An 18,736-nucleotide genomic window follows, 5' to 3' on the forward strand; every position below is an offset into this window, starting at 1 on the left:
CGGCACCAGTGGCCTTGGTTCAGATTTGGTCGCAAACCGGCGAGTTTTGGTGTTTGCCAAGGCCGTCTAAATCGGTGGTCAGTTGGTAGCTCAGTGATTCAGCAGTGGTGAAAGAAAGTTGAGCGTTCCGTTTGTGGGGCTGTCCGGCGCGCGCTTGGTTTTGATCTGCTAGTCTGATGTTCAGATTCATTCACCGTATGGAGTGCGGTGTTTTTAAACGCGGTGCACCGGCAAATTTTGGTGCAAAGCAGCAGTGGCGCAGGCCATCGTATTGGTTGCCAGGGAGTGGCTTCACCGTTACACCCAGCTAACCAGTCGCTTAAGTTCGTTCCCGGCCTGACGGCCGTCCACCGGATGCCCTTGTCAGGGCACCGCTTAGCTTCGCGTTAGCCGCCTAAAGGAGTACCACCCATGTCCATCGAGCTCTGGCTTGCCTTCGTCGCCGCATCTGCTGTGCTTCTCATCATCCCAGGCCCGACCATTCTCACGGTCATCAGCTACTCCATGGCGCATGGACGGCGCGCGAACGTGTCGCTCGTCGCCGCAGTCGCGCTGGGTGATTCAACGGCACTGGTGGTATCACTCCTCGGCTTGGGCGCACTCCTGGCAACGTCGGCCTTCTGGTTCACGGTGGTCAAGTTGGTGGGTGGTTTGTATCTGCTGTACCTCGGCATCAAACTCCTGCGCGCAGGCATCTCGTCCACCGAGTTGGCGGCGCCAGTTGCGCCGGGGTCCCGCTGGCGGTTGTTCGCAAACACCTATCTGGTCACCGCGCTCAATCCGAAGGGCATCGTGTTCTTCGTGGCCTTCCTGCCACAGTTCATCAGCCCCAGGGGAGCTGTCACTCAGCAGCTTTGGGTTCTGGCGGTCACGTTCGTAGTCATGGCCACGCTCAACGCAACGCTATACGCAGTGTTCGCCGGCTCAGCGCGCAAGCTTCTCGCCTCGTCACGCGCGCAGCGGCGCTTCAATCTGGCAGGCGGTTCGCTACTGTCGGCGGCGGGCGTGTGGGCACTCCTAGCCAAGCGTCCGGCATGAAGGCGGCTAACCCGGCAGTCAACCGGACCTGCGCGAAAAGCCGCGCAGGTCCGGTTACTTCTACGTTAGCATAAAAATACAAACCGAGTATGGCTATATGCCCATACTACCGTTATAATTTCCCTATGAATAAATCAAACTTTGAGTGGGATGAGGCGAAAAACCTCGAAAATCAAGAAAAGCATGGCGTATCGTTTTACGATGCTCAACATGCATTCAAAGATGATCGACGTGTTATTGCCGAAGATGTTGTACATAGCCAAGATGAAAAACGTTATTTTTGTTTTGGTTTAAATCAAGAAAATTCAGGCATCTTAACTGTTCGTTTTACTTATCGAAATAACCAGATCAGAATTATTGGTGCTGGTTACTGGAGAAAAGGGAGAAAATTATATGAACAAGCAAATTCAATACACTGATGAGCCAATTGGTGAAGTAAGACTTGTTGCTGACTTCTTACCTTCACCTGAAGAGCTGAAATTAAAAAGTGAAAATACTAAAGTAACTATTTCATTAAGTTCCGAGAGTGTTGCATATTTTAAACAGGCCGCCAAAACTAACCACATGCAGTATCAAAAAATGATTCGTGAGTTACTGGATGAGTATGTGGCACATCAAAAAAATGCTAACAAGTAGCACCAACGGACTCCGTAATATTGGCACCTTTGCCGCAAAAACACGCAGCAAAGTCGCCAACATTACTACGCCGTTGTGCTAGGCGTTAGCTGGATTTATGTGGTGCCTTTTGGGTCGTTCGGCACCAGTGGCCTTGGTTCAGATTTGGTCGCAAACCGGCGAGTTTTGGTGTTTGCCAAGGCCGTCTAAATCGGTGGTCAGTTGGTAGCTCAGTGATTCAGCAGTGGTGAAAGAAAGTTGAGCGTTCCGTTTGTGGGGCTGTCCGGCGCGCGCTTGGTTTTGATCTGCTAGTCTGATGTTCAGATTCATTCACCGTATGGAGTGCGGTGTTTTTAAACGCGGTGCACCGGCAAATTTTGGTGCAAAGCAGCAGTGGCGCAGGCCATCGTATTGGTTGCCAGGGAGTGGCTTCACCGTTACACCCAGCTAACCAGTCGCTTAAGTTCGTTCCCGGCCTGACGGCCGTCCACCGGATGCCCTTGTCAGGGCACCGCTTAGCTTCGCGTTGGGCGCCAAGAAGTGGCGCATTGATTGGGTGCAAGCGGGAGGTATGATATTGTCATACCTTACCTGTATTTGGAGTACCAGCTATGAGCATGCACCGGAAAACTATTACGCTGACTGAGCAACAAGACGGTTGGGTGAAAGGCCAGATTGAAAGCGGTCACTTCGGCAATGATAGTGAGTATATACGCTATCTCATCCGGCGAGACCAGCAAGCCCAGATACGTCTTGCCACGCTGCGGCAGGCTCTGTTTGAGGGTGAATCAAGCGGAACGCCTAAGCCGCTTGACATATCGGCTATCAAGGCTGGTGGCCGTAAGCGCATGAAGGCGGCTGATTAGTGTTCAATCTGAGCATCACGCCGAAGGCGGAATCAGACCTTATCGGAATTTGGGTGTACACCTGCGAAGAATGGGGTGTTGATCAGGCGGATAAATACCTAGATCAACTGGAAACAGGAATGCAGCAGCTGATTAATCATCCGTCACTAGGCGCGAACTACGCCCATGTTCTTCATGGGTATCGCAGGTTGCAGGTCGAGCATCACGCTGTTTTTTATCAAGTGCTTGAATCGGAGGTGCTTATTGTTCGTGTGTTGCACGAGGACATGGATGCACCTGAGAGGCTTCTGGATTAGTGGCGACTATGTTTCCGGCGCAGCTGCAAAACTTTCATCCAGGCCCCGTGCCGTTGTCGCCCAACAAATAGTTCCAGTTCGGTCCGGGCCTGACGGCCCTCCACCGGACAGCCTTGTCGCCGCTTCGCTCTGCCAAGGCTGCCGCTGAACAAAGCGTTAGCAAGATGCCAATAGGCACACACTCTGCTAGACTCATGTCATGAAGCAAATTAACTGGAATGCTGAAAAGAACCAGCAGTTGATGAGCGAGCGCGGAGCTTCTTTCGAAGACGTTCTGTTCGCCCTTCAGTCTGATGGTTTACTTGATGATGGACCTCATCCCAACAGTGATAAGTATCCGAATCAGCGTCTGTTTGTGGTTCGGATTGATGATTACGCCTGGCTGGTACCGTATGTTGAGAATGACGGGGAGATCTTTCTCAAAACGATCATCCCCAGCCGCAAGGCCACCAAGAAATTTTTAGGGGGATTGTATGGCCAAGATTAAATTAGATTCTGAAGAGCAAGAGTTGCTTGAGGCATACGAGTCCGGGGAATTCGAATCGGATCTGGATGCCGATCGGCGCGAGCATCTCACGAAGGCAGCCGAAGAAACCTTCAAGAAAGACAAGCGGATCAATATCCGTATTTCTAGGCGGGATCTGGAGGCACTTCAGCGCCGGGCTTTGGAGGAGGGCCTGCCGTACCAATCTCTGGTTTCCAGTGTTTTGCACAAGTATGTCTCTGGTGGGTTCAAGGACATCTCTGCTAACAAGTCAGGCCAGCGGACGCGCTGACGCGCGCCGCTGCCTTCTGCGTTGGGCGCCAAAGGAATCATCGTGCAGACATTAGAGCTAAAAATCCCACCAGTTGTTCAGGTGCTTGTTACTGCAAGCCTCATGTGGACATTGGCGGTCGCTGTCCCGAGTCTTGGTTTCACTTTGTCCGTATCTCCGCTTGCAGCACTGGTGTTTGCGGCAATTGGTGTTGCTTTTGCGTTACTTGGCGTATTGGAATTTCGGTCAGCGGGCACAACCGTCGACCCGCGAGTGCCAGATCAATCCGTTAGCCTTGTCGTTCGCGGGGTCTATCGAATAAGTCGAAACCCGATGTACGTTGGGTTCTTGCTCGTTCTTATTGCTTGGGGAATTTTTCTGAGCAATCTAGCAAGTCTTGTGCTGCTTTCGGCATTCGTTATTTATATGAACCGGTTTCAAATCGTCCCAGAGGAGCGGCACATGCGAGAGAAGTTTGGTGAGGCTTACTGTCAGTATGAAGCAGCGGTGCGTCGGTGGTTTTGACGCCCAATCGGGTAGCCGGGGGTATCTAACCCCCAGCCCCCACAACACCCTGCACCGATGCGTCGGACCGGCGGGTCCGCACAGGGCGTTTCCCGAAAACGTTCAGAGTAAGATGGCCGATTACCTCCTCCTACCCCAATGATGGCTTCTGATTTTGCGCCAACGTTCCTCAGTCCGGTCGGACATGGAATCGTTGAGCTGCACAGGCTCCTCATTGATTTTCGGGTTCAGGCCTTCACCCTGTCCCAACCATTACGATGGGCGTTTGGCTACTATGCCGTCTGCTGACTTCTGCTCAATCACCGGCGGGGTTACCCCTATCGGCGCTATCGGTGTCCACCTCGTTCGCTCGCAACCGCCGATGGCAACGACTGCGCCCAGGCTTGATCGACCAGTGGCCTGACTGGTAATTGACCGATCGCTCGTTGAGCAGATCCCGATGCGTCGGACCGCCCCAGATAAGAGCATGAACTTTCACCGCACAACTGCATCATTTACGGTGGCCGTCAGATCACGCGGCTTCGTCGTCTTGTGCCAACTCACCTCCGGCTTACGCCTCATATGATGTTCTTATTCATCAGCTCGCAGCTTTGCCAGCGGCTTCCTCCAGACCGCGCCTCGCGGGTTGGCCCTTGCCATTCGCTAGTGGTTAGCGTTCAATCGGTAAAACTGGCTGAACGGTGACCTCCCCCACAGGGGACTTTCACCCCATTAGTTCATGCCCATGCTGGGCGTACACAAGGCGCTACACCGGATTCATAATTTTGCGCTTTTTTTTGCAAAGAGCCGCAAAAACGCGCCAAATTATTCACTCGGTGAGCTAAGCGTTAAATGCCAGTGATCGCGAAGTCCAGGGCATCTACTATCTGGTCTCGAAAGTGGGTTAATGAGCCTGCGGGGTTATTCAGTTGCTTGGTGGGCACTGAGGATATTTGAGGTGTCAGCAACAGAAGTTTCTGGCCATCGAAGGTGACCTCTGGAGTGAGGCCCTGCATCGTTTGGTTCCCGAAGGCTGAGAGCCAGCCAAGCGGAATAACGATGCGTGTTGCCAGTTCAGATAAGTGCAGGCTTTGAATGTCGACCAAGTAGGGATAAAACGATTTGCTGGCTTTGTTCGGATTGGGGTATACGTCGAACTGGGCCATTAAAATTCCCTAAATTCGTCACCGAAGCAACCATGCTGCTCAACGAATTCGTTGTAACTTGTGATGGCGGCGCGGTTTTCGTCGGCCCATTGAGCTGCTTTGCGTTTCGCCAACTCTTCTCTCAAAGCTCGCTCAAGCGTGGCCGAGAGATTGATGTTCAACGCTCGCGTTTTTGAAAGCAGGTCGCTGTTCACGGACAGATTCGTTGCCTTTTTAGGAGAAGCTATATCGTAGAGCTCATGCATTTTGGCCTCCACAGAGCTATTTGCTGGCTTTTACACAGCTTATGCGTATGCGGGTGCGCATTCAAGTGCATTTAACCAATCAATCAAATTCGTTCCCGGCTAAAAGCCGTCCACCGGACGGCTTTTAGCCGCCGCTTATCTCAGCGTGTGTGCCGGGCATGGCACTTAACTAGTCGGGTGAAAGTCCCGATACCAGGTATTCGCAGAGCCGAAGGTTAGCGAAAGGGCAAGGGCTAAACCCGTGAGGGAGGTCTGGAGGAAGCCCAACGCACCAACAGTAGGGCCTTCTAAGGCAAATCGCGGGGCGATGAACAAGAACTCAATATGAGGTGTGACATATTCGGGGCCAGCGGGCACGTGACTGCCAAGCCCTCCATCTGCAACTGGGATATGTTTTATAAATTGAGCGTCTACGCGATGAAAGTTAAGTGTCTTACCCCGGGAGATCTCCTGTTGCTGCGCTGGGAAACTGCGTGCAGTTGAAAACCGCTGGGGGCTGAGTGATTGGCCCCGACCGCACAGGAGAAGTCAGCAGAGGGCATAGTACCGGTGATTACTCGACTGATTTTATTCAGGAGTGAATGTCTATGGGAAGGCCCGAACGGTACCCCTTGGAACAGGGGTTTGAAAGAAGAGAGCAGTTACTGTTGTGATGAGACCCCATAGTGCACCGGAAAAACAGCAAGCGCTGACCCTGGAAACAGGGGGTGAAGTGGTGGCTGGATCTGACAGAGAAGACACTCCGGTTGTTCACGATCGACTGATGGAACGGGTACTGGACAGGGACAACCTGCGCCGCGCCTTCCGTCAGGTCAAACGCAACAAAGGAAGCGCAGGGATAGACGGCATGACCGTTGACGACCTGACCGCCTTTGTTCAACAGCATTGGCCCAGAATTGCTGCACAACTGCTGGAAGGCACGTACCGGCCTCAGCCGGTACGACAGGTAGAGATACCCAAGCCCAAAGGCGGTGTGCGTAAACTGGGCATCCCGACCGTACTCGACCGCCTGATCCAACAGGCGATGCTCCAGGTCTTGCAGGCGGAGTGGGACGGAAGCTTCTCCCATTCCAGCTATGGCTTCAGACCTGGGCGCTCTGCCCATCAGGCCATCCATCAGGCCCAACATTACATCAACGAAGGGTATCGATGGACCGTGGACATGGACCTGGAAAAGTTCTTTGACCGGGTCAACCACGACAAACTGATGACGCTGGTGAAGCGACGAATCACGGATGAACGGGTACTCAAACTGATCAACAGCTACCTCAAAGCGGGTGCCATGGTGGGCAATGTCTGGGCTCCGGCCTCGGAAGGCACCCCACAGGGCGGCCCGCTGTCACCACTGTTAGCGAACCTGCTACTGGATGAACTGGACAAAGAGCTGGAACAACGTGGTCACCGGTTCGTCCGCTACGCGGACGACTGCAACATCTACGTCAAAAGCCAGCGTTCCGGTCAACGCGTACTGGCAAGCATCACCGGCTATCTACATCGTCGGCTGAAACTTACCGTTAATGAGGAAAAGAGCGCGGTTGGTCGTCCCTGGGAGCGAGTGTTCCTGGGGTTCACGTTCACTCGACGGGATCGGGAAAAGCGACGCAAGGTGAGCGAAGACGCGATTCAGCAGTTCAAGTATCGCGTTCGGGCTATCACCCGGCGAACGCGAGGTCGTACCCTGCAAACGGTGATTGATGAGTTAGTGGTGTACCTGAGAGGCTGGAAAGGCTATTACGGTTTTGCGCAAGTGAAATCGCCGATCCGGGATTTGGAAAGGTGGGTACGTCGCAAGCTCCGGTGTTATCACTTAAAGCAATGGGGACGATCCGGTTACCGCCAGTTGCGCAAGCGCGGGGTGAGTGTAAAGCTGGCCTGGAATACGGCCAAGTCTGCTCATGGCCCGTGGCGTTTGAGCCATAGTCCGGGGTTAAGACAGGCCCTGACGAGGCAGTACTTTGCCTCTATGGGGCTCCCGGATCTTGTAGATTGCTGAACAACTCAATCAACCGAACCGCCGTGGTACGTGATCCGTATGCCCGGTGGTGTGGGGGGAGTGGGGCCGTGAGGCCTCGCCCTATCCCGATTAGGGCTTACTGCGCGTCCGCCAATAGCCAGGCTTTCGGGAGTGGTGGGCAATAGCGATCACTACGCTTTCCTCCGGCAACTCAATCGCAACAATGTCGTAAGGGAAGCGCTCCAGAATCAGTCGCTTTGCACCGGTATGGCCGGCTTCTTCGGGGAGAGGAGATAAGGGGATGAAGTTTTCTTCAATAACGTCGATGGCAACCTCAACAGCAGCGAAGAACTCGGCTCCGAGTTCAGGTTGCTCATATTCGTACCATGCTGCCGCCTCTATAGCTTCCTGCGAGGCTTCTTCCAGTATCCTTACCGTTCGCATTGTTACTGGCTTAGCCTCGCTCGCATCTTTGTTCGAAATTCTTCGCGGCTGAGAAGTGTGGCCTTACCGCTTTTGACCTTGGACACACGGCGAATAATTTCATCATTCCAGTCCCGTTCAACAGAGTCGTCACGAGGGCCGTCTAAGCTCATTATGAGCTCGCGCGCTAGCGCTGCACGTTCCGACTCGGAGAGAGTCGAAATCTGGGAGCGTAGGTGATTTAATGTGTTCGTAGTCATGGTGCCTCCGCGAGTAGCGATACGGCTATGCTATCTCGATTCGACGGCCCTAACGAATAAGGATAAGTCGCGCTTGCCGCGACTTATTCGGTTGTTGAACGAGCCCGGCCGGCCTCGACACTCTCTATATAGCAAATATCTAAAATGAACTTGAGGGAAATAGCGACGTTATAAAACGCCGCTATTTCTTTGAGACGAGCCTAAACCTCGCGGCTATCACGATAAAAAAATAAGGTCATTGTCATGGGTGTTTCTGGTCTCCTGCTGGGATGGCTTGATGCTGCTACCTGTTGTTGCTGTCGCTCTGCTATCCCGGTTGCGGCTTCACCCTCGGTCTAATAAATCCCACAATCGATAATGGCTGAGCACAGCAGCTGCAGAGAAAGCTCGGTCTTGCTTTAGCCGTTGGCGCGGGCAGCTTTACTCTGAGCAGGTACTGCACCCATCGCAGTGTTTTCTTGGCATTGCCGTGTAAAAAACCAAAGTCTCTCGTCCGTCTGAATCCTTTGGGCAGGGTATGCTGAAGCAGCAAGGCAATAAAGTCCTCGCCAGGTAGCTGTCTGATGTTGGTTTTTCCGGTGGTACTGTTGACATACCGGAAGCGGATAGTGTCACCATCATCGGCCATGATATTGCTGTTGCTGATCACGCCACGGTAGAGATAGCGGGATAGATATTTCAGTGCCGGCAATCCGCTTCCGACAGGCTCACAGTCGACAATCCATGCTTTGGGAATGTCACGCGGTAACCACAGGCCACTTTGTTTGAGTGCCTGCAACAGCCTTGCGCGAAACACGGTGGCGAGGTTCTTTTCCTTGAACAAATACTTGCCCCGTTTTTTTCGCCACTCTTTGCGGCTTTTTAGTAATCCCCCTGCGGGCACAATAAAATGAATGTGCGGGTGATAGTCTAATCGCCGAGAGTGGGTATGCAGCACGCCGGTCATGCCGATGTCGCAACCTAGCTGCCGATCATTGCGGGCAAATTGTTTCAGCGTGTCGGTGGCACACTTGAACATCAGTGAATAGACATCGGCCTGATGTTTTTTTGCCAAGGCCCGCAATTGAAACGGCAGCGTAAAGGTCACCATAAAATACGTGACCGGCAGTAATTTGTTCTGCTGTCGCTCCAGCCATTGCGTGGCGCTATGGTTTTGACATTGGTTACAGGCGCGATGCCCGCAGGATTGGAAGACACGGCCGGACCAGTCGCACGCCTTGCACGCCAAGGCGACCTCGCCGTATTGACCTTCGCGGCATCCTGACATGGCGTTCAGCGCCGACCATTGGTCTTTGCTGGTCGACTTGCCGTGCTTGATTTTGAAGCGATCACCGTAGCGATGAAGGAGCTCCTTTACGTTCATGCTAAACCGCCCCGTCGAGTTTGACTTCGAGTTGGTCCATTAACGTGTTAATGATCAACTGGGTGTTCTGATGGACCTCATCGGTCAGCTGCGTGTAGATGGCCGTTGTTTTAGGGCAGGCATGGCCCATCTCGAATTGAATCGCGCGCAGGTGAAGGTTGCTGGCCGTGAGGTGTGCGCCATAGCAGTGGCGCAAGCTGTGAGGCGTAATGTCTTTATGGATGTTGCAGCTTTTGAGTATGGCTTTAAACGATTTCTGTAAGCCGCTGCGATCCATGACGGCAATCGCCAATTTTCTCTCTTCGGGTGTTCTGCCTCTGGGAAACAGGAACTGTGGGTGACGGTGTGTTGACCAGTAATACCGCAGGGCGGTTCGTGTGATGGTGGGCAGCGTGACCACCCGATCTTTTTGCCCTTTGCCCAAGCGCACATGAACCTTCATGCGCTGGCCATCGATATCGCCGACTTTTAGGTTCAAGGCTTCGCCAAGCCGCAACCCCATGCTGTAGGCGACAAGAATAAAGGTTTGGTAGCGCAGCTCACGGGTATGGTTAATGACACGCTCGATTTCAGCCTGGGTGAGAATATCGGGTAGGGTTTTCTTTTGGGGTGGCTTGACGATATCGACCCAGGTCCAGGTTTTATTGAGTACGTGTTTATAAAAGAACTGGAGCCCGTTACGATCAACCTTAACGGTGCTCCATGAGTGTGAGTGGACCAGCGCGGTAAAGTATTCTTTCAGATTGTCGAGCGTTAATGTATCGGGGCACCGGTCAAAAAACTCGGTAACACGCCGAACAGCTCGAGAATAAACGTCAATGGTGGTGGCGGCTTTTCCCTGCCGGTGCAATGCATTAACATGCTGTGTGTACAGTGAATGGTAGTGTGCTTGCTGTGCAGCGTTCATGGGTAAACCCTCTCGTTTGTAGCCCTTAATTGGGTGAGAGAGGGAATACTTAGTTTTGGGAGGGTTGGCAACTTTGCCGCGTAGCGGCTCCGTTCAACAAGACGGTCAACCGGACACCAAAAGCGTGCCGCTTTTGGTTCCCTCCACCGCTGGCGGTTATCTAAGCGTTATGCAGTACGTGCGTATTTACGTACGTACTAAAAAGCGTACAATGGTAAAAAGTTGAACACATCAGAGGTGCTTCATGACCGGAATTACAGCAACTGAGGCGCGCAGCAACCTTTATCGGTTGATTGACGAAACTGCCGAGTCCCACCAACCAATCATCATCATGGGCAAACGGAACAAAGCCGTCTTGGTTTCCGAGGAAGATTGGTCTGCAATTCAGGAAACGCTTTACCTGTTATCTGTACCAGGTATGCGCGAGTCTATTCGAGAGGGAATGGATACCCCTGTGGATCAGTGCGATGAGGAGCTGAACTGGTGACATGGAAGTTGGTTTACACCAAACAGGCCCAAAAAGATGCAAAGAAGTTAGCCTCTAGCAGCCTCAAGCCAAAAGCTCAGGAATTGTTGGCGCTGATTGCGGAAGATCCGTACAGGAGGCCGCCGCCGTTTGAAAAGCTCATTGGTGATCTTGCTGGAGCATACTCTCGCCGCATCAATATCCAGCATCGTGTTGTTTACCAAGTGCTCGAAGACGAACGAGTGGTAAAAGTTCTCCGGCTCTGGAGTCACTACGAATAATGCATAACCAGCCGCTGTTGCCGGACAATTTTTCCACCGCTTTGCGGCTGTAGAAAAACCCCAAGTCGGACAGATTTTGGTAGTATTGAGAAAACAGACAAGGAGCCGTCGGAATGCCTCGTTTCAAGCACTACAACTACGACCAAGATACGATGGTCGTCATCAACTACCGAGAATAACTCCAGTCCGGCACCTTCGAGCACGCGGTTCACTACCTGATCGAACACAAGCTGGACCTATCGGTGTTTCATCCTAGGTACCGCAACGATGACACCGGCCGCCTGGCCTACGATCCCGCCATTCTGTTGAAGATCATTCTGTTTGCTTATTCCAAAGGCATCACCTCCAGCCGCGAGATCCAGTGGTGCTGTGAGACCAACATCATCTTTAAAGCGCTGTCCTGCGATACAGTCCCGCACTTCACCACCTTGGCCAAGTTTGTCAGCCAGCACGCCGATGAGATTGAAGAACTGTTCGAGCAAATACTGTTGGTGTGTCATGAGCAGGGTCTTTTGGGCAACGAACTGTTCGCCATAGATGGCTGCAAAATGTCATCAGACGCGGCGAAGGAATGGTCTGGCACCTTTAAAGAGCTGAGCGAAAAGCGGGCCAAGCTGAAGCGACTGAGTCGCCACCACCTGCATGAGCATCACGAGCGGGATGAGGCCGAAACCGAAGCGGAGCTAGATCGAGATATTCGGCGAGCGAAAACCGTGCTCTCTCTGGATGAGTCGATGAAAAAAGTGGACCGTTTCCTGAAGACGAACAGCCCAAGGCTGGGCCAGGGTAAACGACTGAAAGAAGTGAAGAGCAACATCACCGATAACGAAAGCGGCAAGATGACCACCAGCAAAGGCACGATCCAGGGCTATAACGGCGTGGCGACGGTGGACAAGAAACATCAGGTCATCATCGATGCACAAGCCTTCGGTGAAGGCCAGGAACACCATACTTTAAAGCCGGTGTTAGAGACCGTTCAGCGTCGCTATAAAAAGCTGGGCATCGCCGACAACATCTATCAAACCGGCGCGATCGTGACCGCCGACACCGGCTTCGCCAACGAAGCCAATATGAAGTACCTGCATGAACACCAGATCAACGGTTACATCCCGGACAATCGCTTCCGCAGCCGTGATCCCAAGTTCGCCGAGCAGAAAGAAAAGTATGGTAAGCGCCCGCAAACCCCATCGAAGAGCGGTTGGAGACACGTGATTCCGGCCAGTGAATTCCAGTTCGACCCGGTTACGATGACGTGCATCTGTCCCGCCGGAGAATCCCTGCGCCACGAAGGCACCCGAACCGACCAAAATGGCGTACCCAGAGCCCACTTCCAAGGGCGATTATTGCAGTGCCGCCACTGCCCGCAAAAGCATCAATGTATGCAAAACCCCAGCTCAGCAGATCATCGTAAAGGCAAAGGAAGACAGGTCTCTTACACTCTGGAACTCAGGCGCGGCCCGACGTATACCGACTGGATGAAACACCGAGTCGATAGCCAACAAGGCAAAGCGATTTACGGTCATCGCATGTCCGTGGTTGAGCCCGTGTTCGGCAACATTGGCAGTAACAAACGTCTGAATCGCATCAGCCTGCGAACTAAGAAAAAAGTGCAGGGTCAGTGGCAGTTGTATTGCCTGGTGCATAATATTGAGAAGCTGGCGAATTATGGGCAGTTAGCAGCATGAAACCAGGGCTAGGATATGGCCAGATATAGGTCACAGACGGCCATGTGTAGAGTGTTCAGCGCCGGATATCAATAATGCTGTAGTGTTACCAGTAAATGATCAAACTTGCGCCAGTTGATCGCCGGGTGCGAAAAAACAACAGAGTGGCTGCGGATTAGGCTCTGAAAAGGGTTTTTCTACAGCCTCGTTAAATGCCAAGAGGAAGTTATGTCAGGAATCGCCAAAACTCCAAGTCCTCCATATTACGCAGTGATTTTCAGCTCAACTCGCACTGAAGGCGATCATGGCTACGGTGCAATGGCTGACAGAATGCTGGAGCTGGCAGCACAACAAGAAGGGTTTCTTGGTATAGAGTCAGCCCGTGAGAATGTCGGTATTACTGTCTCGTACTGGGCTAGCGAGGAATCCATCAAAAGTTGGAAGCAAAACGCAGAGCATCTTGAAGCCCAGCGCCTTGGTCATAAGGCCTGGTACTCTGAATTCAAAGTCCGAGTAGCAAAAGTTGAGCGGGCTTATGGCATTTAACAAAACGCTCAAGTACGTTTCCGGCTCGCGGCCGTCCACCGGATGCCCTTGTCAGGGCACCGCTTAGCTATGCGTTATGTTTCTTCCCTCGGACACCTTGTCTGCCTGTAGGCAATGCCGTACTCTTCAGTGTACGCTAAAACGTACTTGAGGTGAATGCCATGTCTAGGGTTCGTGTAGATGAAGATATCCGTCCTCTGTCTGAGTTCCGGGCAGGGGTAGCCACATTTGTAAAGCAGCTCCATGAAACCCGCCGCCCTATGGTATTGACGCAGAGAGGTCGTGGCGTTGCAGTATTGGTGGGTGTCCACGAGTACGAGAGGATGCAAGAGCGTCTGGAAGTGCTGGAAGAGGTGTACAAGGCCGAAGAACAGATAGCCTCCGGGGATGGTATTGCGCATGAAGACGCGAAGGCTCGGGTTTTGAGCCGGTTGGGTCAATGAAGATTGTTTGGTCCCCGCTTTCGCTGGAGCGTGTCGAGGATATTGCTCGTTATATAGCAGAAGATAACCCAGATGCTGCGCTACGGTGGGTTGATGGTTTATTCGCCACGGTAGAGCAGCTAGCCGACTTCCCTAAAAGTGGGCGTATGGTTCCCGAGGTGGGGTCGCCGCGGATCAGAGAGCTGATATTTGGAACCTATCGGGTTATTTACAGCGTCAAAGATCAGGTTGATATTTTGACTGTGCGTCGCAGTAGCCAGTTATTGCGGATGTCCGAGGTCGATGATGATGAAGCATAACCCGCGGCTGCACAGCGACTGATTTTCCGCCGCTTAGCGGCTCCAAACCGGCGCGTGCTGTTGGCGTTAGGCGCCCCACAATCCAAGTTTGAGTAAGATTTTATAGTATGGAAAAGGTATCAGAAATGCTCATAGCAGTTAGCGGTGACCTGCTAAAGAGAGCGGAAAGTCTGGAAGAAATGCAGGCACACTTGGATTTGGTGAAGGCTGCATGGAATATGTCACTGTCATCTGCAAAAAAACGGAAAGGAAAGCTCAACAAGTTCATCGAGTCTCAACGACCCCGTGCACCAAGTATAGAGGCCCTCGAGGGTCTTGAATGGGAGTTCAGGCGAATCATGAAGCAAAAGGACAAGCTATTTCCCACAGTAAAGAAAAAAGTAGAGTTCGCAACGGCTATTGAGGAAAGCAAGGACATCTACATTATACGGGCATACTTCACCAATGGTGCCGAGCCCAGTCCGATCGCCTAACAGTCACAGTCACAGCCACGACGACGGCTACTACATTGCGGCTTCGCCTCCATTTCGCAGCCGCGCGTGCTGTTGGCGTTATTTTTACGAGGAGAGTACCTGAATATTTGGATTTTTATTGCAGGAATAGTCGGTTTATTTACTTGATTTTTTTATATTTTGTAGGGCAAATCGATCCTGTCAGCCTTTTCTCAAATCAGACCTTCCTGATGTGCCCAAAGCAACTTTGCTAGGTTGTTGGCACATAGTGTCTATAACGTTAGTGATTTCAGGACTTGTAATAAATTATGCAGGTTGGTTTAATTTAAACTCATTTCAAAAAATTGTTGTTGGTATTTCCGTAAGCTTTATTATTTTCTCTTTAGTATTCGTTACAGTAGGTTGGTATTTTTTTAAGCTCCAAGTATTTGCAAAACTACCGCAATAGATTTTATTATTGCCTGTTGGTGTGCTTGGGCCTATTGGTTCAATGTAAACATAAAAAAATCTCAAATGGATAAATTTTAGCTGTTACCTTTTGAGCAAAGAAACGAACAAAATCCGTCATCAAAAATTTGCCGGTTAGCCGAGTGTTAGGCAGAATTTTTTACAGAGTGGAGTCACTGATGATTGATTGGACGACTTGGGAAGAGTTTAAATCTTCGCAAAAAGAAATTGAGCTCCCGGCGCGCGCGGTTGCACATATACCAGTCACGATCCGTTACATTGATACTGGTCAGGGTTTCAAAGGCACGGTTCTTTTGATGCATGGAATACCGACGTGGGGATACCTGTATCACGCTGTCATCCCCCTACTCGCACAAGCAGGGTATCGAGTTATCGCACCTGATTTTCTGGGGCATGGCTGGTCCGATCGCAGAGACCGCTTTGACCGTTCATTTCAAGACCAGGCTCGCATGATTATTGCGCTGCTGGATAGCCTTCAATTGGATGCCGTGGACGTGGTAGGCCACGATACGGGAGGAGCAGTTGCACTCATTCTGGCAATAGAGCATCAACCGCGAGTGAATCGGCTTGTGATTACAAATTCTGTCTGTTACGACAGCTTTGATGACGACATGCTCGATTTTGGTCATCCTATGCGTTGGAAGCCACGACCAGTATCGGACCTGATTGCTGCGCTGGAGGAAAGCCTGGCTATGGGCTTGTCGAACCCAACTCGGCTAACGCCAGAATTTTGCGCCGGCATACTCGCGCCCTGGTCCAGCGAAGCAGGCAAACTCAGCCTGATCCGCAATGCCTCTGCGCTCAATGCCAACCAGACCATGGCCCTGGTCGACCGACATGGAAGTATCTCCGCTCCGACTATGATTCTTTGGGGAATGGATGATCCATGGCAAAAATCGGAGGATGGGATGCGACTGTCGAACGAGATTCCGGGAGCGCTATTCAAGCCGCTTATCGGAGCTTCGCACTGGGTACAACAGGATGCGCCCGAAGAGTTCACGGAGGCGCTGCTTGAGTTTCTGGCGAACGCGGCTAATCGGGTAGTCGAGGGTATCTAATCCTCAGCCCCGACAACAAGCTGCCTGCGGGGGTCCGCATAGGGTGTTTCCCGAAAACGTTCAGAGTAAGGTGGCCGATTATCTCCTCATTGATTTTCGGGTTCAGGCCTTCACCCTGTTCCAGCCATTACGATGGGCGTTTGGCTATTTGGGAAACCACAATGGACAGGCACAACATAGCCTGCTACATATATCCGTTAATCGATCCAGTCAAAAAATATCGGCTGGGTTGAAGGTAAGTAATGGTTATAACAAACGCAGGAAAGGCGACGCAAAAAATGCGCGCTTGCTGCGGGGGTTAGAGGGCAGACCAAGCGCTATGGCAACTCGACCTCCACTTACCGACGCTATCTTCGTGGCCATTGCTCGCCTCGTCGATGATTCACAGAGTGAAAAGCGCGAACCGACTCACTCTGACATTGTGTTCCAGATCGACCAAGCCAATCTTGCGTCGGACGGTGCGCTTCAGCCGCAAGTACTCGATTCATTGACTGGCAAAGCGCTCACTACGGCGCTGCAGGCTTATACTGATCGCGCACGACGCGGATCGTTGGACAGCCCATTGTTGTCTGGTGCGGCCAAAGACCTGCTAGAGGCAACAGCTGCTCATGCGCTCGTCCAAAAATGGGGGGATTACCATGTCAGGAATCGCTAAAACTCCAAGCCCTCCATATTACGCAGTGATTTTCAGCTCAACTCGCACCGCAGGTGATCATGGCTACGGTGCAATGGCTGACAGAATGCTGGAGCTGGCAGCACAACAAGAAGGGTTTCTTGGTATAGAGTCAGCCCGTGAGGATGTCGGTATTACTGTCTCATACTGGGCCAGCGAGGAATCCATCAAAAGTTGGAAGCAAAACGCAGAGCATCTTGAAGCCCAGCGCCTTGGTCATAAAGCCTGGTACTCTGAATTCAAAGTCCGGGTTGCAAAGGTTGAGCGGGCTTATGGAATTTAACCAGTAATTCCAGTTCGTTACGGGCCTTTCTCCGCTTCGCTACGCAAAGGCCGTCGCTGAATATTGGCGTTAGGCCAAAAAAGGAGAGTACTTTGTATTCAGGTAGTTGCTTATGCGGTGGGGTCCGCTTCCAGATCCTATGTGAGCTAGAGCCAATACAGGTTTGTCATTGCTCCCAGTGTCGCAAAGCGCAAGGCACTCCCTTTGCTACAAATACACCTGTCAAAGAGACCGCTTTCCAGCTAGACAGCGGAGCTAAATTGCTCAAATCTTTTGAGGCATCGCCTGGCAAGCAGCGTGTTTTCTGCAGTGAGTGTGGCTCGCCGATCTACAGCAAAAAAGACGCGCTGCCTGGTGTGCTGCGCATTCGTGTGGGCCTCATCAATGAGCCGTTATCCTCAAAGCCAGTTGCCCATTGCTACACAGGCTCAAAAGCCAATTGGTGGCCCATAAACGATGACCTCACCCAATTCGAGGCCGCGTATGTCCCGCGAAATAGCAAGACCTAACAAAACGCTGTTGCCGGACAATTTTTCACCGCTTCGCGACTGAAAAATTGCCGCAAAGCTCTGCGCTAGGCGCTTTGATGAAAACTGATCTCTCCAAATGAAAAGCTGATCTACTAGGGTGCAGCTAACCTACAGCGAGGCATCGAAGCTGTTGGTGGCCTCCGGTCGCAGCAGTCCTTCTTCTTCCCACGCGTTCTGGAGTTCGATCCAATCACGGTGTCATTCTGGCGTGATGAGGCACCCCTTCGCGCCTTTGCCTATGGGCCAGGGGTGCACCGGAACCAAAGGGCTCGGCAACATGAGCAGAGCCTGGCAGATCGCACCTCATTTACACGCTGTAGTGTGCTTCGTAGTGAAGGTACTTGGTACGGCATAGATCCCAGATTGCGGGGCTAACACTGCATGGACACTCCTTTGACCCAGTATGTGTCTTAGTGAAAGTGTCCGCAGAATCGGGGTAGAACCCGGGGCGCGCCATACCGAACTGGAGGACGGTCGCCGTTTTGTACTCAGTCCTGGTTTGAGCTATCAGGTCGCAGACAATGCAGAGCTTCACCGTTCATCGACGGAGCAGGGAGCCAAGCTGTTCGTTGTCGACTAAACTCACATAACCAGACCATGCACCGGATGCCAAAACCTGCGCTTCGCTGCGGCTTTGTCACCGGTGATGGCGGGCGTTAGACGTTCACGATCATCAGGGGGAGAGTTATGACTGACTATCAGACCAGCTTCGTCATCGAAAACGACAAGGCTGAGTGGCGAGTTCTTTTCAACGGATATGCAGATTTTTATGGTGTGCCGATGGACGATAGCACCGCAGATAAAGTCTGGGGTTGGCTGCGTGACCCGAGCCACGTCCTTGAAGGGCTAGTGGCGCGTGATGCAAGCGGTACAATTGCTGGCTTCGTACACGTTCGTGCCTGTCCCCGTACTCTTGGCGGCTGCGACGTCGGCTTCCTAGATGATATGTACGTTGCTCCAGATGCTCGCGGTTCTGGTGCGTCGGATGCTTTATTTGTGGGTTTGCGTGCCTTGGCGGTGGAGCGTGGCTGGCCAACTGTTCGTTGGATTACTCAGCACTTCAATGCGCGGGGCCGCGCCTTCTATGACCATTATACTTCTGGACCAAGTGATTTCATTATGTACCAGTGGAAGCAGGATTAGCCCTGACTTCGGGCATACGTCTGACAAGTCACGGAGAC

26 protein-coding genes and 1 pseudogene are annotated in these 18,736 nt (G+C 52.2%); 21 read left to right on the top strand and 6 right to left on the bottom strand.

What is annotated here, in order from left to right; translation table 11 throughout:
• The first annotated feature begins 411 nt into the window (after nt 1–411).
• The 8 genes from MELB17_RS00295 to MELB17_RS00325 all read left to right on the top strand — a co-directional run bounded on the left by MELB17_RS00295 (nt 412) and on the right by MELB17_RS00325 (nt 4,095).
• The gene (locus tag MELB17_RS00295; protein WP_007348097.1) at nt 412–1,038 is read left to right on the top strand and encodes a LysE family translocator; all 627 of its coding nucleotides are present in this window, start codon (nt 412–414) and stop codon (nt 1,036–1,038) included.
• 125 nt (nt 1,039–1,163) lie between these two features.
• Nucleotides 1,164–1,457 (top strand): BrnT family toxin, encoded by a 294-nt coding sequence (locus MELB17_RS23490; RefSeq protein ID WP_007348098.1) that lies wholly within the window; start codon nt 1,164–1,166, stop codon nt 1,455–1,457.
• Nucleotides 1,432–1,674, top strand: coding sequence for a BrnA antitoxin family protein (locus tag MELB17_RS00300; RefSeq protein WP_007348099.1), 243 nt, complete (start codon nt 1,432–1,434; stop codon nt 1,672–1,674). Before MELB17_RS23490 ends, MELB17_RS00300 begins: the two co-directional genes overlap by 26 nt.
• Before the next feature lie 590 nt (nt 1,675–2,264).
• Nucleotides 2,265–2,519 (top strand): type II toxin-antitoxin system ParD family antitoxin, encoded by a 255-nt coding sequence (locus tag MELB17_RS00305; protein WP_007348100.1) that lies wholly within the window; start codon nt 2,265–2,267, stop codon nt 2,517–2,519.
• On the top strand, nt 2,519–2,815 hold the full coding sequence (locus MELB17_RS00310; RefSeq protein WP_007348101.1) for a type II toxin-antitoxin system RelE/ParE family toxin: 297 nt from the start codon (nt 2,519–2,521) through the stop codon (nt 2,813–2,815). Before MELB17_RS00305 ends, MELB17_RS00310 begins: the two co-directional genes overlap by 1 nt.
• Nucleotides 2,816–3,014: 199 nt before the next feature.
• On the top strand, nt 3,015–3,302 hold the full coding sequence (locus MELB17_RS00315; protein WP_007348102.1) for a BrnT family toxin: 288 nt from the start codon (nt 3,015–3,017) through the stop codon (nt 3,300–3,302).
• Nucleotides 3,289–3,591, top strand: a complete 303-nt coding sequence (locus MELB17_RS00320; RefSeq protein ID WP_007348103.1) for a CopG family antitoxin — start codon at nt 3,289–3,291, stop codon at nt 3,589–3,591. Before MELB17_RS00315 ends, MELB17_RS00320 begins: the two co-directional genes overlap by 14 nt.
• Nucleotides 3,592–3,633: 42 nt before the next feature.
• The gene (locus MELB17_RS00325; protein ID WP_007348104.1) at nt 3,634–4,095 is read left to right on the top strand and encodes a methyltransferase family protein; all 462 of its coding nucleotides are present in this window, start codon (nt 3,634–3,636) and stop codon (nt 4,093–4,095) included.
• Nucleotides 4,096–4,922: 827 nt separating this feature from the next.
• Here the strand turns inward: MELB17_RS00325 and MELB17_RS00330 are convergent.
• Together MELB17_RS00330 and MELB17_RS00335 are read right to left on the bottom strand one after the other, a co-directional pair.
• A complete protein-coding gene (locus MELB17_RS00330) occupies nt 4,923–5,240 on the bottom strand; it encodes a CcdB family protein (RefSeq protein WP_007348105.1) in 318 nt (105 codons plus the stop codon).
• Nucleotides 5,240–5,485, bottom strand: coding sequence for a type II toxin-antitoxin system CcdA family antitoxin (locus MELB17_RS00335; RefSeq protein WP_036183053.1), 246 nt, complete (start codon nt 5,483–5,485; stop codon nt 5,240–5,242). Before MELB17_RS00335 ends, MELB17_RS00330 begins: the two co-directional genes overlap by 1 nt.
• Before the next feature lie 652 nt (nt 5,486–6,137).
• Here MELB17_RS00335 and ltrA point away from each other — a divergent pair.
• Nucleotides 6,138–7,478: a group II intron reverse transcriptase/maturase gene (gene ltrA / locus MELB17_RS00340; protein ID WP_007348107.1), complete on the top strand. Its 1,341-nt coding sequence runs from the start codon at nt 6,138–6,140 to the stop codon at nt 7,476–7,478.
• Nucleotides 7,479–7,568: 90 nt separating this feature from the next.
• On the opposite strand, the gene MELB17_RS00345 is transcribed toward ltrA, so the two are convergent.
• The 4 genes from MELB17_RS00345 to MELB17_RS00360 all read right to left on the bottom strand — a co-directional run bounded on the left by MELB17_RS00345 (nt 7,569) and on the right by MELB17_RS00360 (nt 10,392).
• On the bottom strand, nt 7,569–7,883 hold the full coding sequence (locus tag MELB17_RS00345) for a hypothetical protein (RefSeq protein WP_007348108.1): 315 nt from the start codon (nt 7,881–7,883) through the stop codon (nt 7,569–7,571).
• 2 nt (nt 7,884–7,885) lie between these two features.
• A complete protein-coding gene (locus tag MELB17_RS00350; RefSeq protein WP_007348109.1) occupies nt 7,886–8,122 on the bottom strand; it encodes an addiction module protein in 237 nt (78 codons plus the stop codon).
• Between the two features lie 307 nt (nt 8,123–8,429).
• Entirely contained in the window at nt 8,430–9,485 is a 1,056-nt protein-coding gene (locus MELB17_RS00355; RefSeq protein ID WP_007348110.1) for an IS91 family transposase, read from the bottom strand.
• 1 nt (nt 9,486) lies between these two features.
• Complete coding sequence (locus MELB17_RS00360) at nt 9,487–10,392, bottom strand: tyrosine-type recombinase/integrase (RefSeq protein ID WP_007348111.1); 906 nt, start codon at nt 10,390–10,392, stop codon at nt 9,487–9,489.
• A 244-nt stretch (nt 10,393–10,636) separates the two neighbouring features.
• On the opposite strand from MELB17_RS00360, the gene MELB17_RS00365 reads away from it, so the two are divergent.
• From MELB17_RS00365 to MELB17_RS00420, 12 genes and pseudogenes are all read left to right on the top strand, one after another.
• A complete protein-coding gene (locus MELB17_RS00365) occupies nt 10,637–10,879 on the top strand; it encodes a type II toxin-antitoxin system Phd/YefM family antitoxin (protein ID WP_007348112.1) in 243 nt (80 codons plus the stop codon).
• Complete coding sequence (locus MELB17_RS00370; protein WP_007348113.1) at nt 10,876–11,139, top strand: Txe/YoeB family addiction module toxin; 264 nt, start codon at nt 10,876–10,878, stop codon at nt 11,137–11,139. Before MELB17_RS00365 ends, MELB17_RS00370 begins: the two co-directional genes overlap by 4 nt.
• Before the next feature lie 113 nt (nt 11,140–11,252).
• Nucleotides 11,253–12,824 (top strand): annotated as a pseudogene (locus tag MELB17_RS00375) (transposase).
• Between the two features lie 207 nt (nt 12,825–13,031).
• Entirely contained in the window at nt 13,032–13,349 is a 318-nt protein-coding gene (locus tag MELB17_RS00380; RefSeq protein ID WP_007348115.1) for an antibiotic biosynthesis monooxygenase family protein, read from the top strand.
• A 161-nt stretch (nt 13,350–13,510) separates the two neighbouring features.
• The gene (locus tag MELB17_RS00385) at nt 13,511–13,792 is read left to right on the top strand and encodes a type II toxin-antitoxin system Phd/YefM family antitoxin (protein WP_007348116.1); all 282 of its coding nucleotides are present in this window, start codon (nt 13,511–13,513) and stop codon (nt 13,790–13,792) included.
• A complete protein-coding gene (locus tag MELB17_RS00390; protein ID WP_007348117.1) occupies nt 13,789–14,091 on the top strand; it encodes a type II toxin-antitoxin system RelE/ParE family toxin in 303 nt (100 codons plus the stop codon). Before MELB17_RS00385 ends, MELB17_RS00390 begins: the two co-directional genes overlap by 4 nt.
• Nucleotides 14,092–14,198: 107 nt before the next feature.
• On the top strand, nt 14,199–14,564 hold the full coding sequence (locus MELB17_RS00395; RefSeq protein ID WP_007348118.1) for a hypothetical protein: 366 nt from the start codon (nt 14,199–14,201) through the stop codon (nt 14,562–14,564).
• Between the two features lie 605 nt (nt 14,565–15,169).
• On the top strand, nt 15,170–16,069 hold the full coding sequence (locus MELB17_RS00400) for an alpha/beta fold hydrolase (protein ID WP_007348119.1): 900 nt from the start codon (nt 15,170–15,172) through the stop codon (nt 16,067–16,069).
• 70 nt (nt 16,070–16,139) lie between these two features.
• Complete coding sequence (locus tag MELB17_RS24865) at nt 16,140–16,724, top strand: hypothetical protein (RefSeq protein WP_198136416.1); 585 nt, start codon at nt 16,140–16,142, stop codon at nt 16,722–16,724.
• Nucleotides 16,708–17,025 (top strand): antibiotic biosynthesis monooxygenase family protein, encoded by a 318-nt coding sequence (locus MELB17_RS00410; RefSeq protein WP_036183062.1) that lies wholly within the window; start codon nt 16,708–16,710, stop codon nt 17,023–17,025. The genes MELB17_RS24865 and MELB17_RS00410 overlap by 17 nt, the downstream gene beginning before the upstream one ends.
• A gap of 92 nt (nt 17,026–17,117) precedes the next feature.
• Entirely contained in the window at nt 17,118–17,534 is a 417-nt protein-coding gene (locus tag MELB17_RS00415) for a GFA family protein (RefSeq protein ID WP_036183065.1), read from the top strand.
• A gap of 708 nt (nt 17,535–18,242) precedes the next feature.
• Complete coding sequence (locus MELB17_RS00420) at nt 18,243–18,698, top strand: GNAT family N-acetyltransferase (RefSeq protein WP_007348123.1); 456 nt, start codon at nt 18,243–18,245, stop codon at nt 18,696–18,698.
• The last annotated feature ends 38 nt before the right edge of the window (nt 18,699–18,736 follow it).

This window comes from Marinobacter sp. ELB17 (assembly GCF_000169375.1).
Lineage (GTDB): Bacteria > Pseudomonadota > Gammaproteobacteria > Pseudomonadales > Oleiphilaceae > Marinobacter.